Consider the following 18,145-nt stretch of genomic DNA (forward strand, 5'->3'; position numbering starts at 1 on the left):
TCGCGGGCGGCACGTAGGATCGGATCCGACATGGCCGACACCACGGGACGTCCCGCGCGCAAGCACCACGGGCTGTCCGCGAAAACCCTGCGCAGCCTGGAGCACGCCTCCGGGCGGCTGGCGAGCGCGAGCGTCGCGGAAATGGAACGCCGCCTGGTGTGGTTCGCGCGGCTGCCCGCCGACCAGCGCGCCAGCGTCCTGCTCATCACGCAGACCGGGGCCAGCGGATTCGTCGCGTGGCTGCGGGATTCGAAAGAAGCGCTGCAGCTCACCACCGAGGCCTTCCGCGACGCGCCGACCGAAGTGTCGCGCTGGATCAGCCTGCGCCAGGCCGTCGCGATGGTGCGGCTCGCGATCGAGGTATTCGAGGAGCAGCTCCCCGAATTCGCCGCGTCGGAGGCCGAACGTGCCGCGTTGATCGAAGGAATTCTGCGCTACGGCAGGGAAATCGCTTTCGCCGCGGCCAACTCCTACGCCGCGGCGGCGGAAGCGCGCGGCGCGTGGGACGCCCGGCTCGAAGCGCTCGTGGTCGACGGAATCGTCCGCGGGGACGCCGAAGAATCCGTCCTTTCGCGGGCCGCGGCGCTGGGCTGGGATCCGGCGGCGGCAGCGACCGTGTTGGTGGGGAATCCGCCCTCCGACGACCCGCCGACGGTGGTTTTCGACGTCCGCGCCCGCGCCGCGCGCGTCGGCCGCGCGGTACTGCTGTCGGTGCAGGGCTCGCGGCTGGTGATCGTGATCGGCGGCCCCACCGAGGGCGGGCCGAAGGAACGCGAAATCCTCGCCCGGATGTCAACGGTGTTCGCCGACGGCCCGGTCGTGGCCGGTCCGACAGTGCCGACGCTGGCCGAGGCGCACCACAGCGCGGCCGAAGCCCTGTCCGGGCTGCGGGCGGTGGTCGGCTGGCCCGCCGCGCCGCGCCCAGTGCGCTCCGACGATCTCCTCCCCGAACGCGCACTCTCCGGCGACCCCGGCGCGGAACGGCTGCTGGTCGACCTGGTGGCCCGGCCGCTGGAAGAAGCCGGAGCGGCCTTGCAGCGGACGGTCGAGACCTATCTGGACACTGGCGGAGTGCTGGAACGGTGCGCGCAAACGCTGTTCGTGCACCCGAACACGGTCCGGTACCGGCTGCGCAAAGCCGCCGAACTCACCGGCCGCAACCCGACCGACGCCCGCGACGCGCTGGTGCTGCGGGTCGCGCTGACGGTGGGCAGGCTCGCCCGCGCCCGCGGGCTTTGGTGACCGCCTGAGCCGGGTGCCGCTGCCGCACCCGATGCGGGCGTTCGGTGCGTTGTGCCGCTTCGCGGCCGTTGGACGCAGCCCGCTACGGAGATGCGGAGCACCCGGCCGGGCCGCTTGGCTTCCTGCTCCGGCGACCGGCAGCCGAGGACAACTGGTTGCGTCGGACGCCACACACGGGGGACATCCCGTACCCGAGCCCGCGTCCGGTGGAAGCGCCGCTGATCTCCGGCCCGCCGCTCCGAGGCGCGAGCAAGCCGTGACAGGGGCGTGGCGAGCGCGTGGCGGGTGACGGACTTCACGGCAAGCGCTGGTTGAATCCCACAAGGCGGATGGGTTAAGGACCGGGTTCTCCGGCGGGTCTTTGGAGGTTTCCTCCAATTACGCCGCACGGACTTGGTGACCGCCCGCATCTGAAGCACTGACCGGTCCCGTGGTCTCATAGACACCGTGACAGTTGCAGTCCTCTCCCCCGGCCAGGGTTCCCAAGCCCCCGGCATGCTCGCTCCGTGGCTCGAGCTCGACGGTGCCCGCGCGCGCGTCGAAGAGTGGTCCGCCCGCTGCGGGCTCGACCTGATCCGGCTCGGCACGGAGGCCGGAGCCGAGGAGATCCAGGACACCGCTGTCGCGCAGCCGCTGATCGTCGCGCTGTCCCTGCTGTCCTTCGAGCACCTGCCGGTCCCCGCGGACGCCCCGGTCGCCGGCCACTCCGTCGGCGAACTGGCCGCGGCCGCGATCGCCGGCGTGCTCAGCCCCTCCGACGCCGTCGCGCTCGCCGCGGTCCGCGGCGCGGAGATGGCCAAGGCGTGCGCGCTCGAACCGACGTCGATGGCCGCGGTGATGCTCGGCGACCCCGAGGAAGTCGCCGCGTGGCTGGAAAGCCAGGGCCTCGCCGCCGCGAACCGCAACGGGGCCGGGCAGATCGTCGCCTCCGGGTCCGCCGCCGCGATCGAGCGCATCGTCGCCGAGCCGATGGAGGGCACGAAGATCCGTGCGCTCAAGGTCGCCGGCGCCTTCCACACGCCCTACATGGCGCCCGCGGAAGACGCCCTGCGCGAGCACGCCGCCGGCCTCTCCCCGGCCGACCCGGCGCGCCCGCTGCTGTCCAATGCCGACGGTCAGGTCGTCCCGAGCGGCGCGGAGTACCTGCGCAGGCTCGTCGCCCAGGTGACCCGCCCGGTCCGCTGGGACCTCACCATGGACGGGCTCGTCTCGCTCGGCGTGGACCGCACCGTCGAACTGGCGCCCGCGGGCACCCTGACCGGACTGGTCAAGCGGCAGCTCAAGGGCGTCGTCACCACTACCACCGCGCTGAAGTCGCCCGCCGAGCTGGCGGCGCTGCGCGAGGAGGACGCCCAGTGACCGCCCGCCCCACCCTGCGCCTGTCCCAGGGCGCGCCCGCCGCCCGCATCCTCGGCTTCGGCAGCTACCAGCCGGACCGGATCGTCACGAACGACGACCTGTCGCAGGTCATGGACACCAGCGACCAGTGGATCCGCGACCGCGTCGGCATCGTCGAGCGGCGGTTCGGCGAGAAGGACGACGTGCTGGTCGACTACGCCGTCGCCGCCGGGTCCGAAGCGCTCGCCGACGCGGGCGTCGACGCGTCCGAAGTGGACACCGTCATCGTGCCCAACTGCACCATGCCCTCGCAGATCCCGAACGCGGCCGGGCAGATCGCCGCGCGGATCGGCGTCCCGAGCCCCGGCGCGTTCGACCTCAACGCCGCGTGCGCCGGATTCTGCTACGGCCTCGGCGTCGCCTCCGACCTCGTGCGCGCGGGCTCGGCGAAGAAGGTCCTCGTGATCGGCGCGGAGAAGCTCACCGACGTGGTGGACCCGGCCGACCGCGCGAACGCGATCATCTTCGCCGACGGCGCGGGAGCCGCGGTGGTCGGCGGGTCCGACGAACCGGGCATCGGCCCGGTCGCGTGGGGCAGCGCGGGCGACCTCGTCGACCTCATCTACATGCGCGATCACCAGTGGATCTACCAGGAGGGCCAGTCGGTCTTCCGCTGGGCGACCACGCAGATCGCGCCGATCGCGCTGCGCGCGCTCGAAGCCGCCGGGCTGCAACCGTCCGATGTGGACGTGCTGGCCCCGCACCAGGCGAACCTCCGGATCGTCGAGTCGATCGCCAAGAAGCTGCGCGCCAAGGGGGCGCGCGAGGACATGGTGGTGGCCGACGACATCAAGTACTCGGGCAACACCTCGTCCGCTTCGATCCCGATGGCGCTGGACCACATGCGCAAGGCGGGAACGGCGAAAAGCGGCGACGTGGTGCTGGCGGTCGGCTTCGGAGCCGGGCTTTCCTATGCCGCGCAGGCGTTCGTCCTGCCCTGAGCGATACTTCCCCCGCGGGCGCCGTGCCCGCGAGCGGACCTCCAGAAGAACCGAGAAGGGAACAACACCGATGGCTGACAACACTGAGATTCTCGCCGGCCTCGCCGAGATCGTCGAAGAGGTCGCCGGCGTGGCTCAGGACGACGTCACCGCCGAGAAGTCGTTCGTGGACGACCTGGACATCGACTCGCTGTCGATGGTCGAGATCGCCGTGCAGGCCGAGGACAAGTTCGGCGTCAAGATCCCGGACGACGAGCTGGCCAACCTGAAGACCGTCGGCGACGCGGTGAACTACGTCTCCGCCAACTCGAAGTAAGTCCTCTTCGTACCCGGGCCCCGGTCCGGAGCCGACCTTGGGGAGACACCCATGAGCAACATCGACGTCGTGATCACCGGTATGGGCGCGACCACGCCGCTGGGCGGGGACGTCGCGTCCACCTGGGACGGTCTGCTGGCCGGCCGCAGCGGGATCCGCACGATCGAGGCGGACTGGGCGGCGGAGCTGGACCTGCCGGTGCGGATCGCGGCGCAGCTCGCCGTCGAGCCGACCGACATCCTGCCCCGCGTGCAGGCCCGCCGGCTCGACCGGTGCGAGCAGGTGGCGATCATCGCCGCCCGCCAGGCCTGGGCCGACGCCGGGTTCGCCGAGCAGACCGACGAGCACGCCGACGTCGAACCGGAACGCCTCGGCGTCTCGATCGGCACCGGGGTCGGCGGGCCGGTGACCCTGCTGACCCAGAACGATCTGTTGCACCAGCAGGGTCTTCGCAAGGTCTCGCCGCTGACCGTGCCGATGCTGATGCCGAACGGTCCCGCCGCGCACGTGGGCATCGATCTGAAGGCGCGGGCCGGGGTGCACTCGCCCGCGTCGGCGTGCGCGTCCGGAGCCGAGGGCATCGCGAACGGCTTCGAGATGATCCGGTCCGGACGGGCCGACGTGGTGGTCGCGGGCGGTTCCGAGGCGTGCATCCACCCGATCACCGTCGCCGGGTTCGCCCAGGCGCGCACGGTGTCGACGCGCAACGACGACCCGGCCGCGGCGTCGCGTCCGTTCGACGTGAGCCGCGACGGCTTCGTGCTCGGCGAGGGCTCCGGCGTCGTCGTGCTCGAACGTGCCGACCGCGCGAAGGCCCGCGGCGCGCGGATCTACGCGAAGCTGGCCGGCTACGGCCTGACCTCCGACGCCTACCACATCACGGGCAACCACCCGGAGGGCATCGGGCAGATCGCGGCGATGCGCGCGGCGATGACGATGGCCGGACTGTCCCCTTCGGACATCGGCCACGTGAACGCGCACGCGACGTCCACTGTGGTCGGCGACATCGGCGAGGCGGCCGCGATCCGGTCGGCGATCGGCGAGCACCCGGTGGTCACCGCGCCGAAGGGCGCGCTCGGCCACCTCGTCGGCGGGGCGGGCGCGGTCGAGGGCATCGCGACGATTCTCGCGCTGTACGAGGGAGTCGTGCCCGCGACGCTGAACCTCACCGAACTGGACCCGAAGGTGCAGCTCGACGTCGTGGCCGGGGAGAACCGCAAGGTCGAACTCGCCGCGGCGCTGTCCAACTCGTTCGGTTTCGGCGGGCACAACACCGCGCTGCTGTTCACGCCGGCGAGCTGAGTCCCCTTTTCACGCTGAAGGGCCCCTGCGGGAATTTCTCCCGCAGGGGCCCTTCAGCGTTTCACCGGGTTTTCAGCACTTGTCGTGTTCGGTGGCCGTGCCGTCGACGGTGTCGATCCGGTACGAGCCGTGCTCGAATTTCATCGGCAGCACCAGCCGCCAGTGGATGCACTTCTCCGGGAAGTCGACCGGGGCCTCGTCGAGCGACTGGGTGCTGGTGAACCCGACCAGGGCCCGCAGCGTTCCCTGCGCGCCCGGTTCGATGCGGTACAGCATGACGTCGACGTCCTTCGTGGACCGGAAGTTGCGGTGCCAGTCCGCTTCCGGCGTCTTGCTGCGGCGCGCGTCGCTGACCGTCTCGGTCCAGGCTTCGTAGTTCTTCTGGTTCAGCGCGGTGAAATAGGCCTTCAGCACGGTGCGGACGGCGTCGTCCTGCGGGTGGTTCTGGGCGTCCGGGGTGGCCCCGACCTCGACCGAGCCGGACTTGTCGGCCGAACCGCCGCTGGTCGTGGCGGACGGCGCCATGGCCTCGCTGTCGGTCGCACGCGGGGAATCGGGGCGGCGGTACAGCTCGCGGGCGAGCAGACCTCCGGCGACGGTGATGGACAGCACCACCACGAGCACGGGGATCAACCACCGCTGACGGGACGGCGGGGCCGGGTGAACGCTCACCCGGGTGAGGGTACCGTCCTCGCTCACCCGACCTGGTGCAGCCAGGTGACCGGGGCGCCGTCGCCCGCGTGCCGGTACGGCTCAAGCGCCTCGTCCCAGGCCGCGGCGAGGAGTTCGTCGAGTTTGTGCGCGAGGGTTTCGCCGCCGCGGGTCATGCTGACGAGCGCGCGCAGCTGGTCCTCGCCTACGACGATGTCGCCGTTGGCGCTGGTGCGGCCGTGCCAGAGGCCGAGTCCGGGCGCGAAGCAGAACCGCTCGCCGTCGACGCCCGCGCTGGGTTCCTCGGTGATTTCGAAGCGCACCATCGGCCACGCCTTGAGCGCGCCGGCGAGTTTGCCCGCGGTTCCTGCGGGCGCGCTCCAGCTGCATTCGGCCCGGAGCTGTCCCGGACTGGCCGGCTGGGCCGTCCACTTCAGCTCGACGCGGGCGCCAAGGGTGCCCGAAATAGCCCACTCGACGTGCGGACATACCGCAGACGGCGACGAGTGGACGTACACCACGCCTCGGGTGCTGCCACGGGTGCTCACTGCTGACCTCCGCTTGTTCGACGAGGGACGTCTTCCCCTACGACCTCTCGAACCTTGCGCAGGTTGCGTAGCCTCCACGGCAGTTCCCGACCTGTGTAGCACATTCTGCACCCCAACCGTGCCGTTTGGCCACATGAACACCACAAGTCGCAGCGGACGACCCATTGTGGTGAGGCACGCCGACGCGAGGGCGCGGAGCATGGTTCCGGCGGCCCGGCACGCTAGCGTGGTGCACCGGAAACGCTGCGGATTCGACAGGAGATTTCGGTGCGACTGGTCCGTCTCGGGCAGCAGCCCTCGCGCGTCGCGGAAGACGTGCGGGCCGCACTGGCCTCCCTCGGCCGGGGGAGCACGGTGATCGGCGGCGTCGCGCTCGTCGGCGCCCGCCCGGCCGGAGACCGTCCGGTCGAGGCGGTCGTCGTGCTGCCCGCGGGCGTGCTGGTCGTGATCGGCGTGGACCTGCCCGACCCGGCCCTGCGCCTCGAAGCGCCGCTGGGCGGCCCGTGGAAAGCGGACGGCTGGCCCCTGGTCCACGGCGACGACGTCAACCCCGCCACCGAAGCGCTCGACCTGTCCCAGGAATGCGAACGCCGCATCGCGGAGCTCGGCGGAGGCCCGGTCGGCACGATCGTGGCGGTCGGCCCGTACGTGGAAACGGTCGACCAGCCGCCGGGCGACCTCGCGGGCCCGGTCCGGGTCCTGCACCCGACGCCGACGACCATGCTGGCAGCGACGGTCTCCCTCGCCACGGCGCGGCATCCGCGGTCGGTGGACCAGGCGCGGGCGTTGATCGCGGCGCTGGCGCCGGATGCGCCGGAGCTTTCGGACGAGGTTTTGCGCGGAGAAGGGTTCGTCCGGTTCGCGGACGACGTTCCGGTTCCTCCTGGGCCCCGGTCTCCCGGTGGGTCAGCTGGCGCTGCTTCGGCCGGTGCTGCTGGCGCTGCCAGCGCTGGCCCGGCGAGCAATCGCACTGCCGCCGCGAACTCCGGTTCCTCGACGGGCCCCGCTCTGGCAGCTCCTGGAAGCGACGCCGGGCCGAGCACAGCCGCCGCTGCCAGCCCAGGAACGGCCGCGGTCTCCGCAGGCGCCGCTGCCGGCCCAACGGCCGGGGTCTCCGCAGGCGCCGCTGCCGGCCCAACGGCCGGGGTCTCCGCAGGCGCCGTCGGCGCTGCTGCGTCGACGGCGGCGACGTCCGGCCCTGCCGGAGCCGCCGCCGAGCCCGGTGCGGCTGGGTCCGGTTCCGGCTCGCCAGGTCCGGGAAACTCCGCTCCAGACTCGGCCCGGGGCGATGCTGCCGGGTCAGGTGCCGCCGGGTCGAACACTGTCGCTTCCGGCGCCGCTCCGTCCGGCGCCGTCGGATCGGGGGCAGCCGCATCCGGTGCCGCCGGTTCCGGCTCGGCCAAGCCCGACGCTGCCGGTTCGGGTCCGGCTGGTTCCGCCAGCGCTGGCACCGATGCCGCGATCGCGGCTGGACGATCCACCGCGGATGCCGTCACCGGCGACACCGCGGGGCCGCAAAACCCAGCCGGTGCCGAAGATGCCCGGGGCCTTCCCGTCTTCCCTGGCAACGGCACTACCGCTTCGGGCGCTATGGAGCCGAAGGCTGCTGCTTCCCCCAGCAACCCTTCCGCCGCTCCCCCGGTGCCGCGGCCGAAGATCATCGCGGTGCGGCCGCCTCGGCCGGAGATTCCGCCGATCGAACTGGGGTCGCTTTCGGAAGCACCTGCCAAGTCCGCTGCCCCGCCCGAGGCTCCGACCGAGAAGATGCCGTCACCGGCGAAACCGCGGGACGCCGGACGTCCACGCGGAGCCGTTCCGCCGGTCGTGCCCGGGAACGGGCCCTGGCCGAGCAGTCCGCCGCAACCGGCTCCGGCCGCGGGCGCGGGAGCGATGCCGGCCGCCGACCCCGGTACCAGTGCGGGAGCAGGAACCGGATCGGGACCAGCCAGTCCCGGAACCGGAGCACCAGCCACCGGAGCGGGAGCAGAGACAACCGCCGCCGCAGGACCCGGCACCGGGGCAGGGGCGACCGCCGCGGCGGGAACCGGCGCCGGGGCAGCCGGCGCCGGGCCGGACTCCCCGGCCGGGCCCGGAAAACCGGCCTCCCGGACGGTCAAGTGGGTGCCGATCGCGGCGATCGTCTTGCTGGTCGCCCTGGTGGTGTCGGCGATCGTCGTGGCGACAAACGGCGGAGACGACACCGCCGCGGCACCGCCCGCCGGCAGTGCGCCGCCGAGCAGCGTGCCGAGTCCGGCACCGAGCAGCGCGAAGCCGAGCGTCCCCCCGGCCCCGGCCCTCACCTTCGAACCCCGGGCGAGCAGCGCCGACCAGAAGTGCGCCTCGCACGCTTTCGGGGACGTCCAGGCGAGTCTCCAGCAAACCAGCTGCTCCGCGGTCCGCCGCGCGAGCTACACGGCGCTCGTGGACGGACGGACGGCCGCGGTCACCGTCGCGGTGGTCGAGTTTTCCGATGCCGGGCAGGCCAATCACCTCAAGCAGGTCGCCGACAATCCGGGCGGCGGCGGAATCCTGGACGTCGCCACGGAAACCGGCAAGTGGCCTTCGGGCCCACCGCAGTTCGACGGCGCCGCCTACGCCAGCAAGATCGACGGGAACGGCGTCCGGATCGTGCAGGCGGTCTGGCAACCCGGACCGTCCACTGCGGACGATCCCGGCCTCGCCCGCGCGGCGAAAGGCGCGCTCGACTTGCAGCTGCCGTCCTGAGGGAACGGCTCAGCGGCCGATCGCGTCGAGTTCGCCACTGCCCTGCCGAGCGAACGGCTAGGCCACCAACCACGCTCAACTCACCGCCGCCACACCGAGCGAACAGCTCAGCCACCAACCACGCCCAACCCGCCACCGCCACACCGAGCGAACAGCTCACTGCCACCCGTTCTCCAGCAGGTCGAACGCCACGTCGACAACCCGCGGCGGATCGTCCGAACGATCGGCCAGCGCAGCCGTCTCCAACGCGAAATGGGCGAGCACCGCGCACCGCGGATCGTCCTCGGGCGCACCGGTTTCCTCCGTGATCACGCGGCTCAGCGTGTGCTCGTGCCCCATCCACATCTTGTGCCAGTACTCGGCGAGCGCGGGCGTCTCCCGCACCAGCCGCAGCAGCGGTTCGGCCTCGGCGCGGATGCCGGAGGTCGCCCGCACGTGGATGTGCGCGCGCAGCGCCTCCAGCACCGACGTGCCTTCCGTCCGGTCGCGGACGGCCGAGACCAGCGCCTCGTCCACCTCGGGCTCCCGGTCGAAAACGAGAGCTTCCTTCGTCGGGAAGTGCTTCATCAGCGTGGTGGTGGACACGTCGGCGGCATCGGCGATCTCGCGCACGGTCACCTGGTCGTAGCCCCGCTCCAGGAACATCCGCAGGGCGGCGTCGGCCAGCGCCTGACGGGTCGCCGCCTTTTTGCGTTCACGCCGGCCGGGAACGGGGGCACTGGTCATGCCCCCGACGCTACCGGACCGCACCGTCGTTCAGAGCCCGTAAGCCTCCAGCAGCCGCAGCCACACCTCGCTGATCGTCGGGAAGGCGGGGACCGCGTGCCACAACCGGTCCAGCGGCACTTCGCCGACGACCGCGATCGTCGCCGAGTGCAGCAGTTCCGCCACGTCCTGGCCGACGAACGTGACACCCAGCACGACGCCGCGTTCGGTGTCGACGACCATGCGCGCTTTGCCCTGGTACCCATCGGCGTGCAGCGAGGAACCGGCGACCGCGATGTCGATGTCCACCACCCGGTCCGCGGACCCGTCGCGCGCCTCGGTCAGGCCGACCGACGTCACCTCCGGATCGGTGAACACCACTTGCGGCACCGCGTGATGGTCGGCGGTCGCGCTGTAGCGGCTCCAGGGTTCGGTCGAGATCTCCTCGCCGCGGGCGCGGGCGGCGACCGAGTCCCCGACGACGCGAGCGGCGTATTTTCCCTGGTGGGTCAGCAAAGCACGGCCCGTGACGTCGCCCGCGGCGTACAGCCAGCCACCCTCCACAGCGGACACTCGGCCGCTTTCGCCGACCTGGAGCGGGCCGTCGGTGGGCAGGCCGAGGACGTCCAGCCCGATTGTGCTGGTCGCGGGCGCGCGGCCGGTGGCGACCAGGAGCTCGTCGACGACGATCTCGCCGCCGCCGGACAGTTTCAGCCGCGCACCACCGTCCACACTGGACACTTCGGTCAAGCCCGAGTTCGTGTGCACGCGGACGCCCGCCTCGCGCAATCCGTCCAGGACCAGGTCTCCGGCGAACCCGGGCAGCCGGGGCAGCGGGCGTTCGCCGGTGATCACGAGGTCGACCCGCGCGCCGAGCCGGGCCCACGCCTGCGCCATCTCGACGCCGACCACACCGCCGCCGAGCACGCCGAGCCGTCCGGGCACCTCGGTCGCCGACGTCGCTTCCCGCGAACCCCACGGCTTGATGGTGTCCAGCCCCGGAATCCGCGGCGTGCGCGGAACGCTGCCGGTGCACACGATCACCGCGTGCCGGGCGGTGAAAACGCGGCCGTCGTCGAGGGTGACCTCGCGCTCGCCGGTGATCCGGCCGTAGCCGCGCACGGGTTCGATGCCCGCGCCGCGCGCCCATTCGACCTGGCCGGAGTCGTCGCCCTTGCCGGTGAACCAGTCGCGGCGGGCGAGCACCTTTTCCGCGTCGAGCGCGTCGCCGATCGGCACGCCGGGCATCCGCTTGGCCGCGGCGAGCAGGTTTCCCGGGCGCAGCAACGCCTTGCTCGGGATGCAGGCCCAGTACGAACACTCCCCGCCGAACCGTTCGTGTTCGAGGAGCGCCACCTTGAGCCCGCCCTTGGCGGCCCGTTCGGCGGCCACTTCCCCGACCGGACCCGCCCCGATGACCACGACGTCGAAAGTCTCAGCTGCCATGAGCACAGCGCACACCACCGCGCAGGTTCGCGCAAGCCTGCCGGTATTCTCGTCCGAGAGCTGCAAGAAACCGGCGGCACCGCGGAATCCGGGTCGTCGCCGTGCCGGTTGCACGCACGACCACGATCGAGCACGGGAGGCTCCCTTGGCGAGGAACACTGCTGTCCGCATTCAGGACGACCTGACCGGAGGACGCGCGGCCGAGACCGTCGCCTTCGCGCTGGACGGCGTCGAGTACGACATCGACCTCGGTGCCCGCAACGCGACCGCGCTTCGGCGGCTGCTGGAGCGGTACGCCAAGGCAGGCCGCCGGACGGGCGGACGGAAACTGCGGCCGCGGCTCGTTGCCGGGGCGAAGAAGACCGAGCCGAAGCCGGCGGCGGAGAAAGCGGCCGCGGCGGGCAAGGCCGGGAAAGCCGTTGCTGGCAAGAGGACTGCTGCCGCCGGTACCGCGAAGACCGCCCGAACGGGTGGCGCGACCGGGGCTGCCGGCCGGACCGCGCGCAAGTCCGCCGCCGCCAAGCCGGCGAAGGCCGCGACCAAGACCACCGCGAAGACGACCAGCGCCGCGACAGCCAAGCCCGCGCCCAAGCCGACGAAGGCCGCCGCGATCAAGACCGCCGCAGCGACCGCCAAGACACCCACACCCCCGAAGACTGCCCCGGCCAAGACCGCCGCAGCGACCGCCAAGACACCCGCACCCGCAAAGACCGCCCCCGCCAAGACCGCCGCAGCGACCGCCAAGACACCCGCACCCGCGAAGGCCGCCCCGGCAGCGACCAAGTCCGCCGCCAAGCCGCGCCGCCGCGCCGCCAGCGCAGTGCCGCAGGTGCTGTTCTCCTCCTCCAGCAACTGATCCGTCCGTGCGGAGGACCCTGAGGGAATCTGACTCCCTCAGGGTTGCCCGCACGGACTTCCGTTACGAACGCTGGCGTCCCTCGGCATGCCAGTCCGGGTATTCGTAGCGGCTCCACAGCAATGCCCGCTGCCGCTCCAGCTCCCCCGGCGCCGGTTCGCGCGGCGGGAGCGGACCGAGCAGTCCCGCCGCGGCCGCGCGGACGGTGTCTTCCACTTCCGCCAGCGGCAACCGCACCCCGTGGTCAAGCAGGGACGCGACCTTGCTCCGGTGCGAATCCAGCGGCTTCGGGTCCGGCGGCGGACCGGTGAGATACGCGCCGACGCGAGCGGCATCGGTGTCGACCAGCAGTGTCGAATGCGCCAGCAGCACGTCTTTGGTCCGGAACACCGCGAACCCGCACAGTTTCGCGTCGCCGACGAAGATCCCGCGGTCGCCGATCCTGGCCGGAAGGCCGAGTTTCTCCACCGCGGCGGACATCACGAGACCAAGCATTTCCAACGGACGCGGCGCGTGGCCGGGCACCACGAGCGTCACGTTGAGATTGCCCGGGTCGTGGAACACCGTGCCGCCGCCGCTGGCTCGCCGCAGCACCGGAACGCCGTCACGAGCGCATTCGTCCACGCGGACCTCGCGGGCGATTCGCTGACCGCGGCCGACAACCACGCACACCGGGTTCCGCCACAGCCACACCACCGGCGCTGTCGGCCCCTCGCGCAGCAGCGCCTCGTCGAACGCCAGGTTGAGCACTGGGTCGGTGAACTCGGCTCGGACTTCCGACCCGCTCGGCATAGCGTTCCTCCACGATCTGCTGGACCCCGGGATCGTAGAACAGGCTCAGGAGGCGGCCGGTCCGAGCAGGTCCCAGCGGTTGCCCGCGAGGTCGCGGAACACGGCGACCCGGCCGTAGGGCTCGGTCCGCGGTTCGCCGAGGAACTCCACCCCGGCGTCCCGCATCCGCTCGTAGCTGGCCGCGAAGTCGTCCACCCGCAGGAAAAACCCGACCCGGCCGGCGTGCTGGTCGCCGATCGCACGGGACTGCCGTTCGCCGTCGGCCTGCGCCAGCAGGATGCCGGTTTCGCCGCCGGGCGGGCGGACGACCACCCATCGTTTGGGGCGGCCGTCGTTGGTGAGCGACGGCGAGTCCTCGGCCAGGTCGAAGCCGAGCGCGCGGGTGAAGAAGGCGATCGCCTCGTCGTAGTCGTCGACGATGATCGCGGTCAGCTGCAGGAAGGCCACGGGCGCTAAGACTGCCAGTGCGCCGCGCCGAGCAGAATCATCCGGAGCCGTTTTTCCGCCGCGACCAACGTGCGCTCGTCGGCGGCGGTGTCGCCGGGACGGATGTCCAGCAGTTCGGCGACCGTGCCGAGCATCGCGGTGACGATGAGGTCGGCCAGCAGGTGCAGGTCCTCGGTGGGCCAGGTGCGCAGCGGATCGAAGCGCGCCAGGTCCAGCGCCAGATCGCTGGAGAACATCCGCATCTCGACCGCGATCGCCCGGGACACCGCGCCCGGCCCGGCGTAGCGCTCGCGCGTGACGAACCGGAAGTGGTCCTCGTGCTCGCGGACGTGCCGGTGCAGCGTGTGCACCGAAGCCCGGATCATGCCGCCGTAGCCGCTCTGCTCGGTGCGCGCGCCGCGAAGCAGCCCGCGCAGCGTGCGCGTGGTCTCCTCGACCAGCGCGACGCCCAGTTCCTCCATCGACGAGAAGTGCCGGTAGAACGCCGTCGGCACGATGCCCGCGCCCTTCGCGACCTCGCGCAGCGAAAGGCTGGCGAAACTCCGGTCGGCGAGCAGGTCGTGCGCCGCGTCGAGCAGCGCCTGACGGGTGCGCTGTTTGCGCTCCTGCCGGCTCACCGGGCCGGCCGGCTCCTCGGCTGCGGACACGTCGAGCAGCGTACTGGCGATCGCCGCATGGCCCACGTCACATCACCTCGCTTCCGCGTTGACAGGCCCCGGGGCCGTGCCCCCACACTAGTCAGTGTACGACTGTGCACTCAACCTTCTGGAGGAGTGATGACCGCACTGCTCCCGCGCCGCGTGCGCGGGCTCGTCTCGCTCGCCGAGGCGCTGCTCACCCCGCACGGCGCGGACCGGTACCTCGAACTGGTCGACCCGATGCTGGTGCGGCGCGAGATCCGCGGCCGCGTCACCGCCGTGCGGCATCAGACGCCGGACACCGTCACCTTCACGGTGCGGCCGAGCCGGGCATGGCAGGGCTTCCGCGCGGGCCAGTACGTGCGGATGCAGGTGGAGATCGACGGCGTGCGCCGCACTCGCTGCTACTCGCCGTGCGGCGCGCAGGGCAGCGGCGACCTGGAGTTCACCGTGAAAGCCGACCCGAAGGGCCTGGTGTCGCGGCATCTGCAGGACACCGCCGCCGGCGCGGTGGTCGGACTTTCGCCGGCGGACGGCGAATTCACCCTGCCCTCGCCGCGCCCGGACCGGATCGTGCTGATGAGCGGCGGCAGCGGGATCACGCCGGTGCTCGCGATGGCCCGGACGCTCGTCGCCGAGGGACACCCCGGCGAGATCGTGTTCCTGCACTACTCGAACACCGCCGAGGACGCGCTCTACCGCGCCGAACTGGCGGAACTCGCCACCCGGCACCCGGCGTTCCGCGTGGTCCACGCCCACACCCACGCCCGCCGCGGCGGCGACCTGCACGGCCTGTTCTCCGTCGCGCACCTGGAGAAGGCCGCGCCGTGGTTCCGCGAGGCCGAGACTTTCCTCTGCGGCCCTGCTCCACTGATGACCGCCGCCCGCGAACTCTTCGAAAGCGAGGGTTTGAGTGCACAACTGCACACCGAAGAGTTCACGGCAGCGCCGTTGACCTTCGCCGCCGAGGCAGCCGAAGGCCGAGTGCGCTTCGCCCGCAGCGGCCGGGAGTGCGACAACTCCGGCAAGCCGCTGCTCGAACAGGCCGAGGACGCGGGCCTGACGCCGGAACACGGCTGCCGGATGGGCATCTGCTTCTCCTGCACGCAGCTCAAAACCGCCGGACGCGTCCGCAACGCCCGCACCGGCGAGGTCTCCGGCGAGGAGAACGAAGAGATCCAGCTCTGCATCAGCGTCCCCGTCGGGGACGTCGAAATCGACGCCTGACCACCGGAGGTAGCAGCATGACCGGCTTGCAGGACCGCTTGACCCCCGCACAGGTCGAGGAATTCGGCCGGGAACTCGACGCACTGCGCCAGCGGATCGTCGACGACCTCGGCGAGGAAGACCTCGACTACATCCGCAAGATCATCAAGACCCAGCGCGCGCTGGAGGTGACCGGCCGCGGCCTGCTGTTCGCCGGCTTCCTGCCGCCCGCGTGGCTGGCCGGCGTCGCCGCGCTGGCGGGCGCGAAAATCCTGGACAACATGGAGATCGGCCACAACGTGATGCACGGCCAGTACGACTGGACGCGCATCCCGGAGCTGAGCTCGCAACGCTTCGAATGGGACACCGTCGCGCCGGCGGAGAACTGGCGGCACTCGCACAACTACATCCACCACACCTACACCAACATCGTCGACAAGGACCGCGACGTCGGCTACGGAATCCTCCGGATGGACCCAGCGCAGAAGTGGCATCCGTACTACCTGGGCAACCCGGTGTACGCGACGCTGCTCGCGTTGCTGTTCCAGTGGGGTGTGATGCTGCACGACCTGGAGGTCGACCGGGTCGTGAAGGGCGAGCGGACGTGGGCGGAAAACGTGCCGGTGCTGCGCCGGATCGTCCGCAAGGCCTCCCGCCAGATCGGCAAGGACTACGTCCTGTTCCCGCTGCTCACCGGCCCGCTGGCGCCGCTGACGCTGCTGGGCAACGCGAGCGCCAACCTGGTCCGCAACCTGTGGGCGTTCTCGATCATCTTCTGCGGCCACTTCCCGGCGGACGTCGAAAGCTTCACCGAGGAGGAGACCGAGAACGAAACGCGCGGCCAGTGGTACCTGCGCCAGATCCTGGGCTCCGCGAACATCACCGGCAGCCCGCTGTTCCACATTTTGTCCGGGAACCTGTCGCACCAGATCGAGCACCACCTGTTCCCGGACCTGCCCGCACGCCGCTACCCGCAGATCGCGGGCGAGGTGCGGGAAATCTGCGAACGCTACGGCCTGCCCTACCACACCGGCCCCCTGCACAAGCAACTGTGGTCGGTAGCGAAGAAGATCGCGCGGCTGGCCCTCCCCGGAAAACCGGCCGCGCCCGCTACCGTGGACCCGGAACGGCAACTCCGAGCAGCCTGAGGAAGCCCATGGTCGGCCCATTCGAAAGTGGCAAGGACACCGTGCAGGAGCTGACGGAGTCCGCGGCCACCCACATCGGCAACATCGCCACGATAATTACTGGCGCAGTCCGCGACATAGCGCGCGAAACGGGCGACTGGTTCACGGACATGATCGAAATGCGCGAAGCAGCACAACGCGCCAAAGAAGACGACGTCCGCCTGGACCAACCTCCCACAACAGACTGACGCGTATGTGAGGGGAACCCTGAGGAACTTTGATTCCCTCAGGGTTCCCCTCACGTACAGCCGCAGGCCGCCCCACCGCCGGCGCTGCACCGCCCGCGCAGCCCTCCCGCACAATCAAGCTTCGGGGCGCCCACGCCAAGACCACGGCAATGGCCGCCCCAGGCGACGAGGTAGGGCTACCCCCCGCCCAACCACACGGGCCACCCCGCTACCCCCCCACCCCCACAACCCGGCAAACTCAACCAGGTGACCGCCACCCCGCCCCGCGCCCCGCGGAACCGCACCGGTCACCCCATGAACCCCACCCTCCGCCGCCTCTGGCCCGCCACTCCCCGCCAGGCCCTGGCCGAAGCAACCTGGATCGCCACAACCGGCCTGCTCCCGTTGCTCTCCGTACTACTTCTCCTGGCGGGGACAACCCTCGGCCTGGCCCTGACCCCCGTCCTCGCAGGCCTCCTGATCCTCACCGGAGTCCTCAAGACCGCCAGGCTCTTCGGCGGCCTCCACCGCCGCCTGGCCGCCCGGCTCCTGAACCTCCCCCTCCCGGCCCCGCCGAGAACCGACCTCAAACCCGGCCTGTGGAACTGGCTGACCGCCCGCCTGTCCGACCGGACAGCCTGGCGATCCGTCGCCTACCTCCTGGTCCGCCTGCCCACCGCCCTCCTGGCCCTGCTGGGCACCGGCGCTCTCGGCTTGTACGGCCTGGCCTCCTTCACCTACCCCTTCACCTGGCTGCTCGAGACCAGACCCGGCCACGGCCTCCCGGTCTTCAACATCCAGAGCGACACCTGGACAGGCTCCCTGGTCTGGTGCGTCTCCGGCATCCTGGTCCTGGCGGTCTGGCCCGCCGTCGTGCACCTGATCACCGGAGTGGACCGCCTCCTCCTCCGCACCCTCGTGGCCGACCCAGACCTGCGCGAACGAGTCCGCTTCCTCGAAGAAACCCGCGCCACCGCCCTCGACGACGCGGCGGAACAACTCCGCCGCATCGAACGCGACCTCCACGACGGCGCCCAAGCCCAACTGGTCGCCATGGCCATGAAACTGGGGCTGGCAAAGGAAGAACTGGCCGCCGGCCCCGTCGACCTCGACCAGATCCGCACCCTGGTCGAGGCCGCCCACGGCAACGCCAAACAAGCCCTCACCGAACTGCGCGACCTGGCCCGCGGCATCCATCCCGCCGCACTGGACAAAGGCCTGAATCTCGCACTGTCCACATTGGCCAGCTCCGCCGATTTCTCCGCGGCAGTCACCGTGGAACTGAGCCGCCGCCCGCCACCGTCGCTGGAAACGATCGTCTACTTCGCCGCCGCCGAACTCATGACCAACGCGTCCAAACACGGCGCCGGACGCTGCACAGTCCTGGTCGAAGACCGCGAAGACGTCCTGCGCCTGACCGTAATCGACCATGGCCCAGGCGGTGCCGCGATCATCCCCGGCGGGGGACTGTCGGGCATCGCCGAACGCCTCCGCCCCGCCGACGGAGACCTGACCGTGTCGAGCCCGGACGGCGGCCCGACCGTCGTCACCGCCACGCTCCCGCTGCCCCGCTAAACTC

The 18,145-nt window shown here is 71.3% G+C and carries 18 protein-coding genes; 11 read left to right on the forward strand and 7 right to left on the reverse strand.

The window, feature by feature from the left end; all coding sequences use genetic code 11:
• Positions 1-30: 30 nt before the first annotated feature.
• The 5 genes from BM362_RS42000 to BM362_RS42020 all read left to right on the forward strand — a co-directional run bounded on the left by BM362_RS42000 (position 31) and on the right by BM362_RS42020 (position 5,199).
• Positions 31-1,242: a PucR family transcriptional regulator gene (locus BM362_RS42000; RefSeq protein WP_067591139.1), complete on the forward strand. Its 1,212-nt coding sequence runs from the start codon at positions 31-33 to the stop codon at positions 1,240-1,242.
• Positions 1,243-1,689: 447 nt separating this feature from the next.
• Complete coding sequence (locus BM362_RS42005; RefSeq protein WP_093576926.1) at positions 1,690-2,601, forward strand: ACP S-malonyltransferase; 912 nt, start codon at positions 1,690-1,692, stop codon at positions 2,599-2,601.
• Positions 2,598-3,581 (forward strand): beta-ketoacyl-ACP synthase III, encoded by a 984-nt coding sequence (locus BM362_RS42010; RefSeq protein ID WP_093576927.1) that lies wholly within the window; start codon positions 2,598-2,600, stop codon positions 3,579-3,581. Before BM362_RS42005 ends, BM362_RS42010 begins: the two co-directional genes overlap by 4 nt.
• A 70-nt stretch (positions 3,582-3,651) precedes the next feature.
• Positions 3,652-3,897 carry an acyl carrier protein gene (locus BM362_RS42015; RefSeq protein WP_037820481.1) on the forward strand — a complete coding sequence of 82 codons (246 nt, stop codon included), beginning with the start codon at positions 3,652-3,654 and terminating at the stop codon, positions 3,895-3,897.
• A 51-nt stretch (positions 3,898-3,948) separates the two neighbouring features.
• Entirely contained in the window at positions 3,949-5,199 is a 1,251-nt protein-coding gene (locus BM362_RS42020; protein ID WP_067591136.1) for a beta-ketoacyl-[acyl-carrier-protein] synthase family protein, read from the forward strand.
• 72 nt (positions 5,200-5,271) lie between these two features.
• Here the strand turns inward: BM362_RS42020 and BM362_RS42025 are convergent, their stop codons facing one another.
• Together BM362_RS42025 and BM362_RS42030 are read right to left on the reverse strand one after the other, a co-directional pair.
• Positions 5,272-5,871: a hypothetical protein gene (locus BM362_RS42025; RefSeq protein WP_167545645.1), complete on the reverse strand. Its 600-nt coding sequence runs from the start codon at positions 5,869-5,871 to the stop codon at positions 5,272-5,274.
• Positions 5,872-5,894: 23 nt separating this feature from the next.
• Positions 5,895-6,398 carry a DUF3145 domain-containing protein gene (locus BM362_RS42030; protein WP_093576929.1) on the reverse strand — a complete coding sequence of 168 codons (504 nt, stop codon included), beginning with the start codon at positions 6,396-6,398 and terminating at the stop codon, positions 5,895-5,897.
• Between the two features lie 267 nt (positions 6,399-6,665).
• Between BM362_RS42030 and BM362_RS42035 the strand changes: the two genes are divergently transcribed.
• Positions 6,666-9,122: a hypothetical protein gene (locus BM362_RS42035; RefSeq protein ID WP_093576930.1), complete on the forward strand. Its 2,457-nt coding sequence runs from the start codon at positions 6,666-6,668 to the stop codon at positions 9,120-9,122.
• A 156-nt stretch (positions 9,123-9,278) separates the two neighbouring features.
• On the opposite strand, the gene BM362_RS42040 is transcribed toward BM362_RS42035, so the two are convergent.
• Together BM362_RS42040 and BM362_RS42045 are read right to left on the reverse strand one after the other, a co-directional pair.
• Positions 9,279-9,848: a TetR/AcrR family transcriptional regulator gene (locus BM362_RS42040; protein WP_093576931.1), complete on the reverse strand. Its 570-nt coding sequence runs from the start codon at positions 9,846-9,848 to the stop codon at positions 9,279-9,281.
• Between the two features lie 30 nt (positions 9,849-9,878).
• Positions 9,879-11,273 carry a dihydrolipoyl dehydrogenase family protein gene (locus BM362_RS42045; protein WP_167545646.1) on the reverse strand — a complete coding sequence of 465 codons (1,395 nt, stop codon included), beginning with the start codon at positions 11,271-11,273 and terminating at the stop codon, positions 9,879-9,881.
• A gap of 145 nt (positions 11,274-11,418) precedes the next feature.
• Between BM362_RS42045 and BM362_RS42050 the strand changes: the two genes are divergently transcribed.
• Entirely contained in the window at positions 11,419-12,129 is a 711-nt protein-coding gene (locus BM362_RS42050; protein ID WP_244287460.1) for an Lsr2 dimerization domain-containing protein, read from the forward strand.
• 63 nt (positions 12,130-12,192) lie between these two features.
• Here BM362_RS42050 and BM362_RS42055 read toward each other — a convergent pair whose 3' ends face one another.
• Genes BM362_RS42055 through BM362_RS42065 form a run of 3 tightly spaced genes read right to left on the reverse strand, consistent with a single transcriptional unit; the run spans position 12,193 to position 14,051 of the window.
• Complete coding sequence (locus tag BM362_RS42055) at positions 12,193-12,921, reverse strand: lipoate--protein ligase family protein (RefSeq protein WP_093576933.1); 729 nt, start codon at positions 12,919-12,921, stop codon at positions 12,193-12,195.
• 45 nt (positions 12,922-12,966) lie between these two features.
• Positions 12,967-13,368 (reverse strand): VOC family protein, encoded by a 402-nt coding sequence (locus tag BM362_RS42060; RefSeq protein ID WP_208865506.1) that lies wholly within the window; start codon positions 13,366-13,368, stop codon positions 12,967-12,969.
• A gap of 5 nt (positions 13,369-13,373) precedes the next feature.
• Positions 13,374-14,051: a TetR family transcriptional regulator gene (locus tag BM362_RS42065; protein ID WP_093576934.1), complete on the reverse strand. Its 678-nt coding sequence runs from the start codon at positions 14,049-14,051 to the stop codon at positions 13,374-13,376.
• Positions 14,052-14,144: 93 nt separating this feature from the next.
• Here BM362_RS42065 and BM362_RS42070 point away from each other — a divergent pair, with 93 nt between their 5' ends.
• From BM362_RS42070 to BM362_RS42085, 4 genes are all read left to right on the forward strand, one after another.
• The gene (locus BM362_RS42070) at positions 14,145-15,233 is read left to right on the forward strand and encodes a ferredoxin reductase (RefSeq protein ID WP_067591123.1); all 1,089 of its coding nucleotides are present in this window, start codon (positions 14,145-14,147) and stop codon (positions 15,231-15,233) included.
• Between the two features lie 17 nt (positions 15,234-15,250).
• A complete protein-coding gene (locus tag BM362_RS42075; RefSeq protein ID WP_067591120.1) occupies positions 15,251-16,360 on the forward strand; it encodes a fatty acid desaturase family protein in 1,110 nt (369 codons plus the stop codon).
• Positions 16,361-16,368: 8 nt separating this feature from the next.
• Positions 16,369-16,587 (forward strand): hypothetical protein, encoded by a 219-nt coding sequence (locus tag BM362_RS42080; protein WP_067591117.1) that lies wholly within the window; start codon positions 16,369-16,371, stop codon positions 16,585-16,587.
• A 294-nt stretch (positions 16,588-16,881) separates the two neighbouring features.
• Positions 16,882-18,141, forward strand: a complete 1,260-nt coding sequence (locus BM362_RS42085) for a sensor histidine kinase (RefSeq protein WP_093576935.1) — start codon at positions 16,882-16,884, stop codon at positions 18,139-18,141.
• The last annotated feature ends 4 nt before the right edge of the window (positions 18,142-18,145 follow it).

Origin of the sequence: Amycolatopsis rubida, from assembly GCF_900115345.1 — a bacterium.
Taxonomy (GTDB): domain Bacteria; phylum Actinomycetota; class Actinomycetes; order Mycobacteriales; family Pseudonocardiaceae; genus Amycolatopsis; species Amycolatopsis rubida.

Excerpts from the sequence above, each read along its gene's own strand:
- BM362_RS42015 (WP_037820481.1), top strand. The coding sequence starts at position 3,652 with ATGGCTGACAACACTGAGATTCTCGCCGGCCTCGCCGAGATCGTCGAA.
- BM362_RS42045 (WP_167545646.1), bottom strand. The coding sequence starts at position 11,273 with ATGGCAGCTGAGACTTTCGACGTCGTGGTCATCGGGGCGGGTCCGGTC.
- BM362_RS42075 (WP_067591120.1), top strand. The coding sequence starts at position 15,251 with ATGACCGGCTTGCAGGACCGCTTGACCCCCGCACAGGTCGAGGAATTC.
- BM362_RS42070 (WP_067591123.1), top strand. The coding sequence starts at position 14,145 with ATGACCGCACTGCTCCCGCGCCGCGTGCGCGGGCTCGTCTCGCTCGCC.
- BM362_RS42040 (WP_093576931.1), bottom strand. The coding sequence starts at position 9,848 with ATGACCAGTGCCCCCGTTCCCGGCCGGCGTGAACGCAAAAAGGCGGCG.
- BM362_RS42055 (WP_093576933.1), bottom strand. The coding sequence starts at position 12,921 with ATGCCGAGCGGGTCGGAAGTCCGAGCCGAGTTCACCGACCCAGTGCTC.
- BM362_RS42085 (WP_093576935.1), top strand. The coding sequence starts at position 16,882 with ATGAACCCCACCCTCCGCCGCCTCTGGCCCGCCACTCCCCGCCAGGCC.
- BM362_RS42000 (WP_067591139.1), top strand. The coding sequence starts at position 31 with ATGGCCGACACCACGGGACGTCCCGCGCGCAAGCACCACGGGCTGTCC.
- BM362_RS42020 (WP_067591136.1), top strand. The coding sequence starts at position 3,949 with ATGAGCAACATCGACGTCGTGATCACCGGTATGGGCGCGACCACGCCG.
- BM362_RS42080 (WP_067591117.1), top strand. The coding sequence starts at position 16,369 with ATGGTCGGCCCATTCGAAAGTGGCAAGGACACCGTGCAGGAGCTGACG.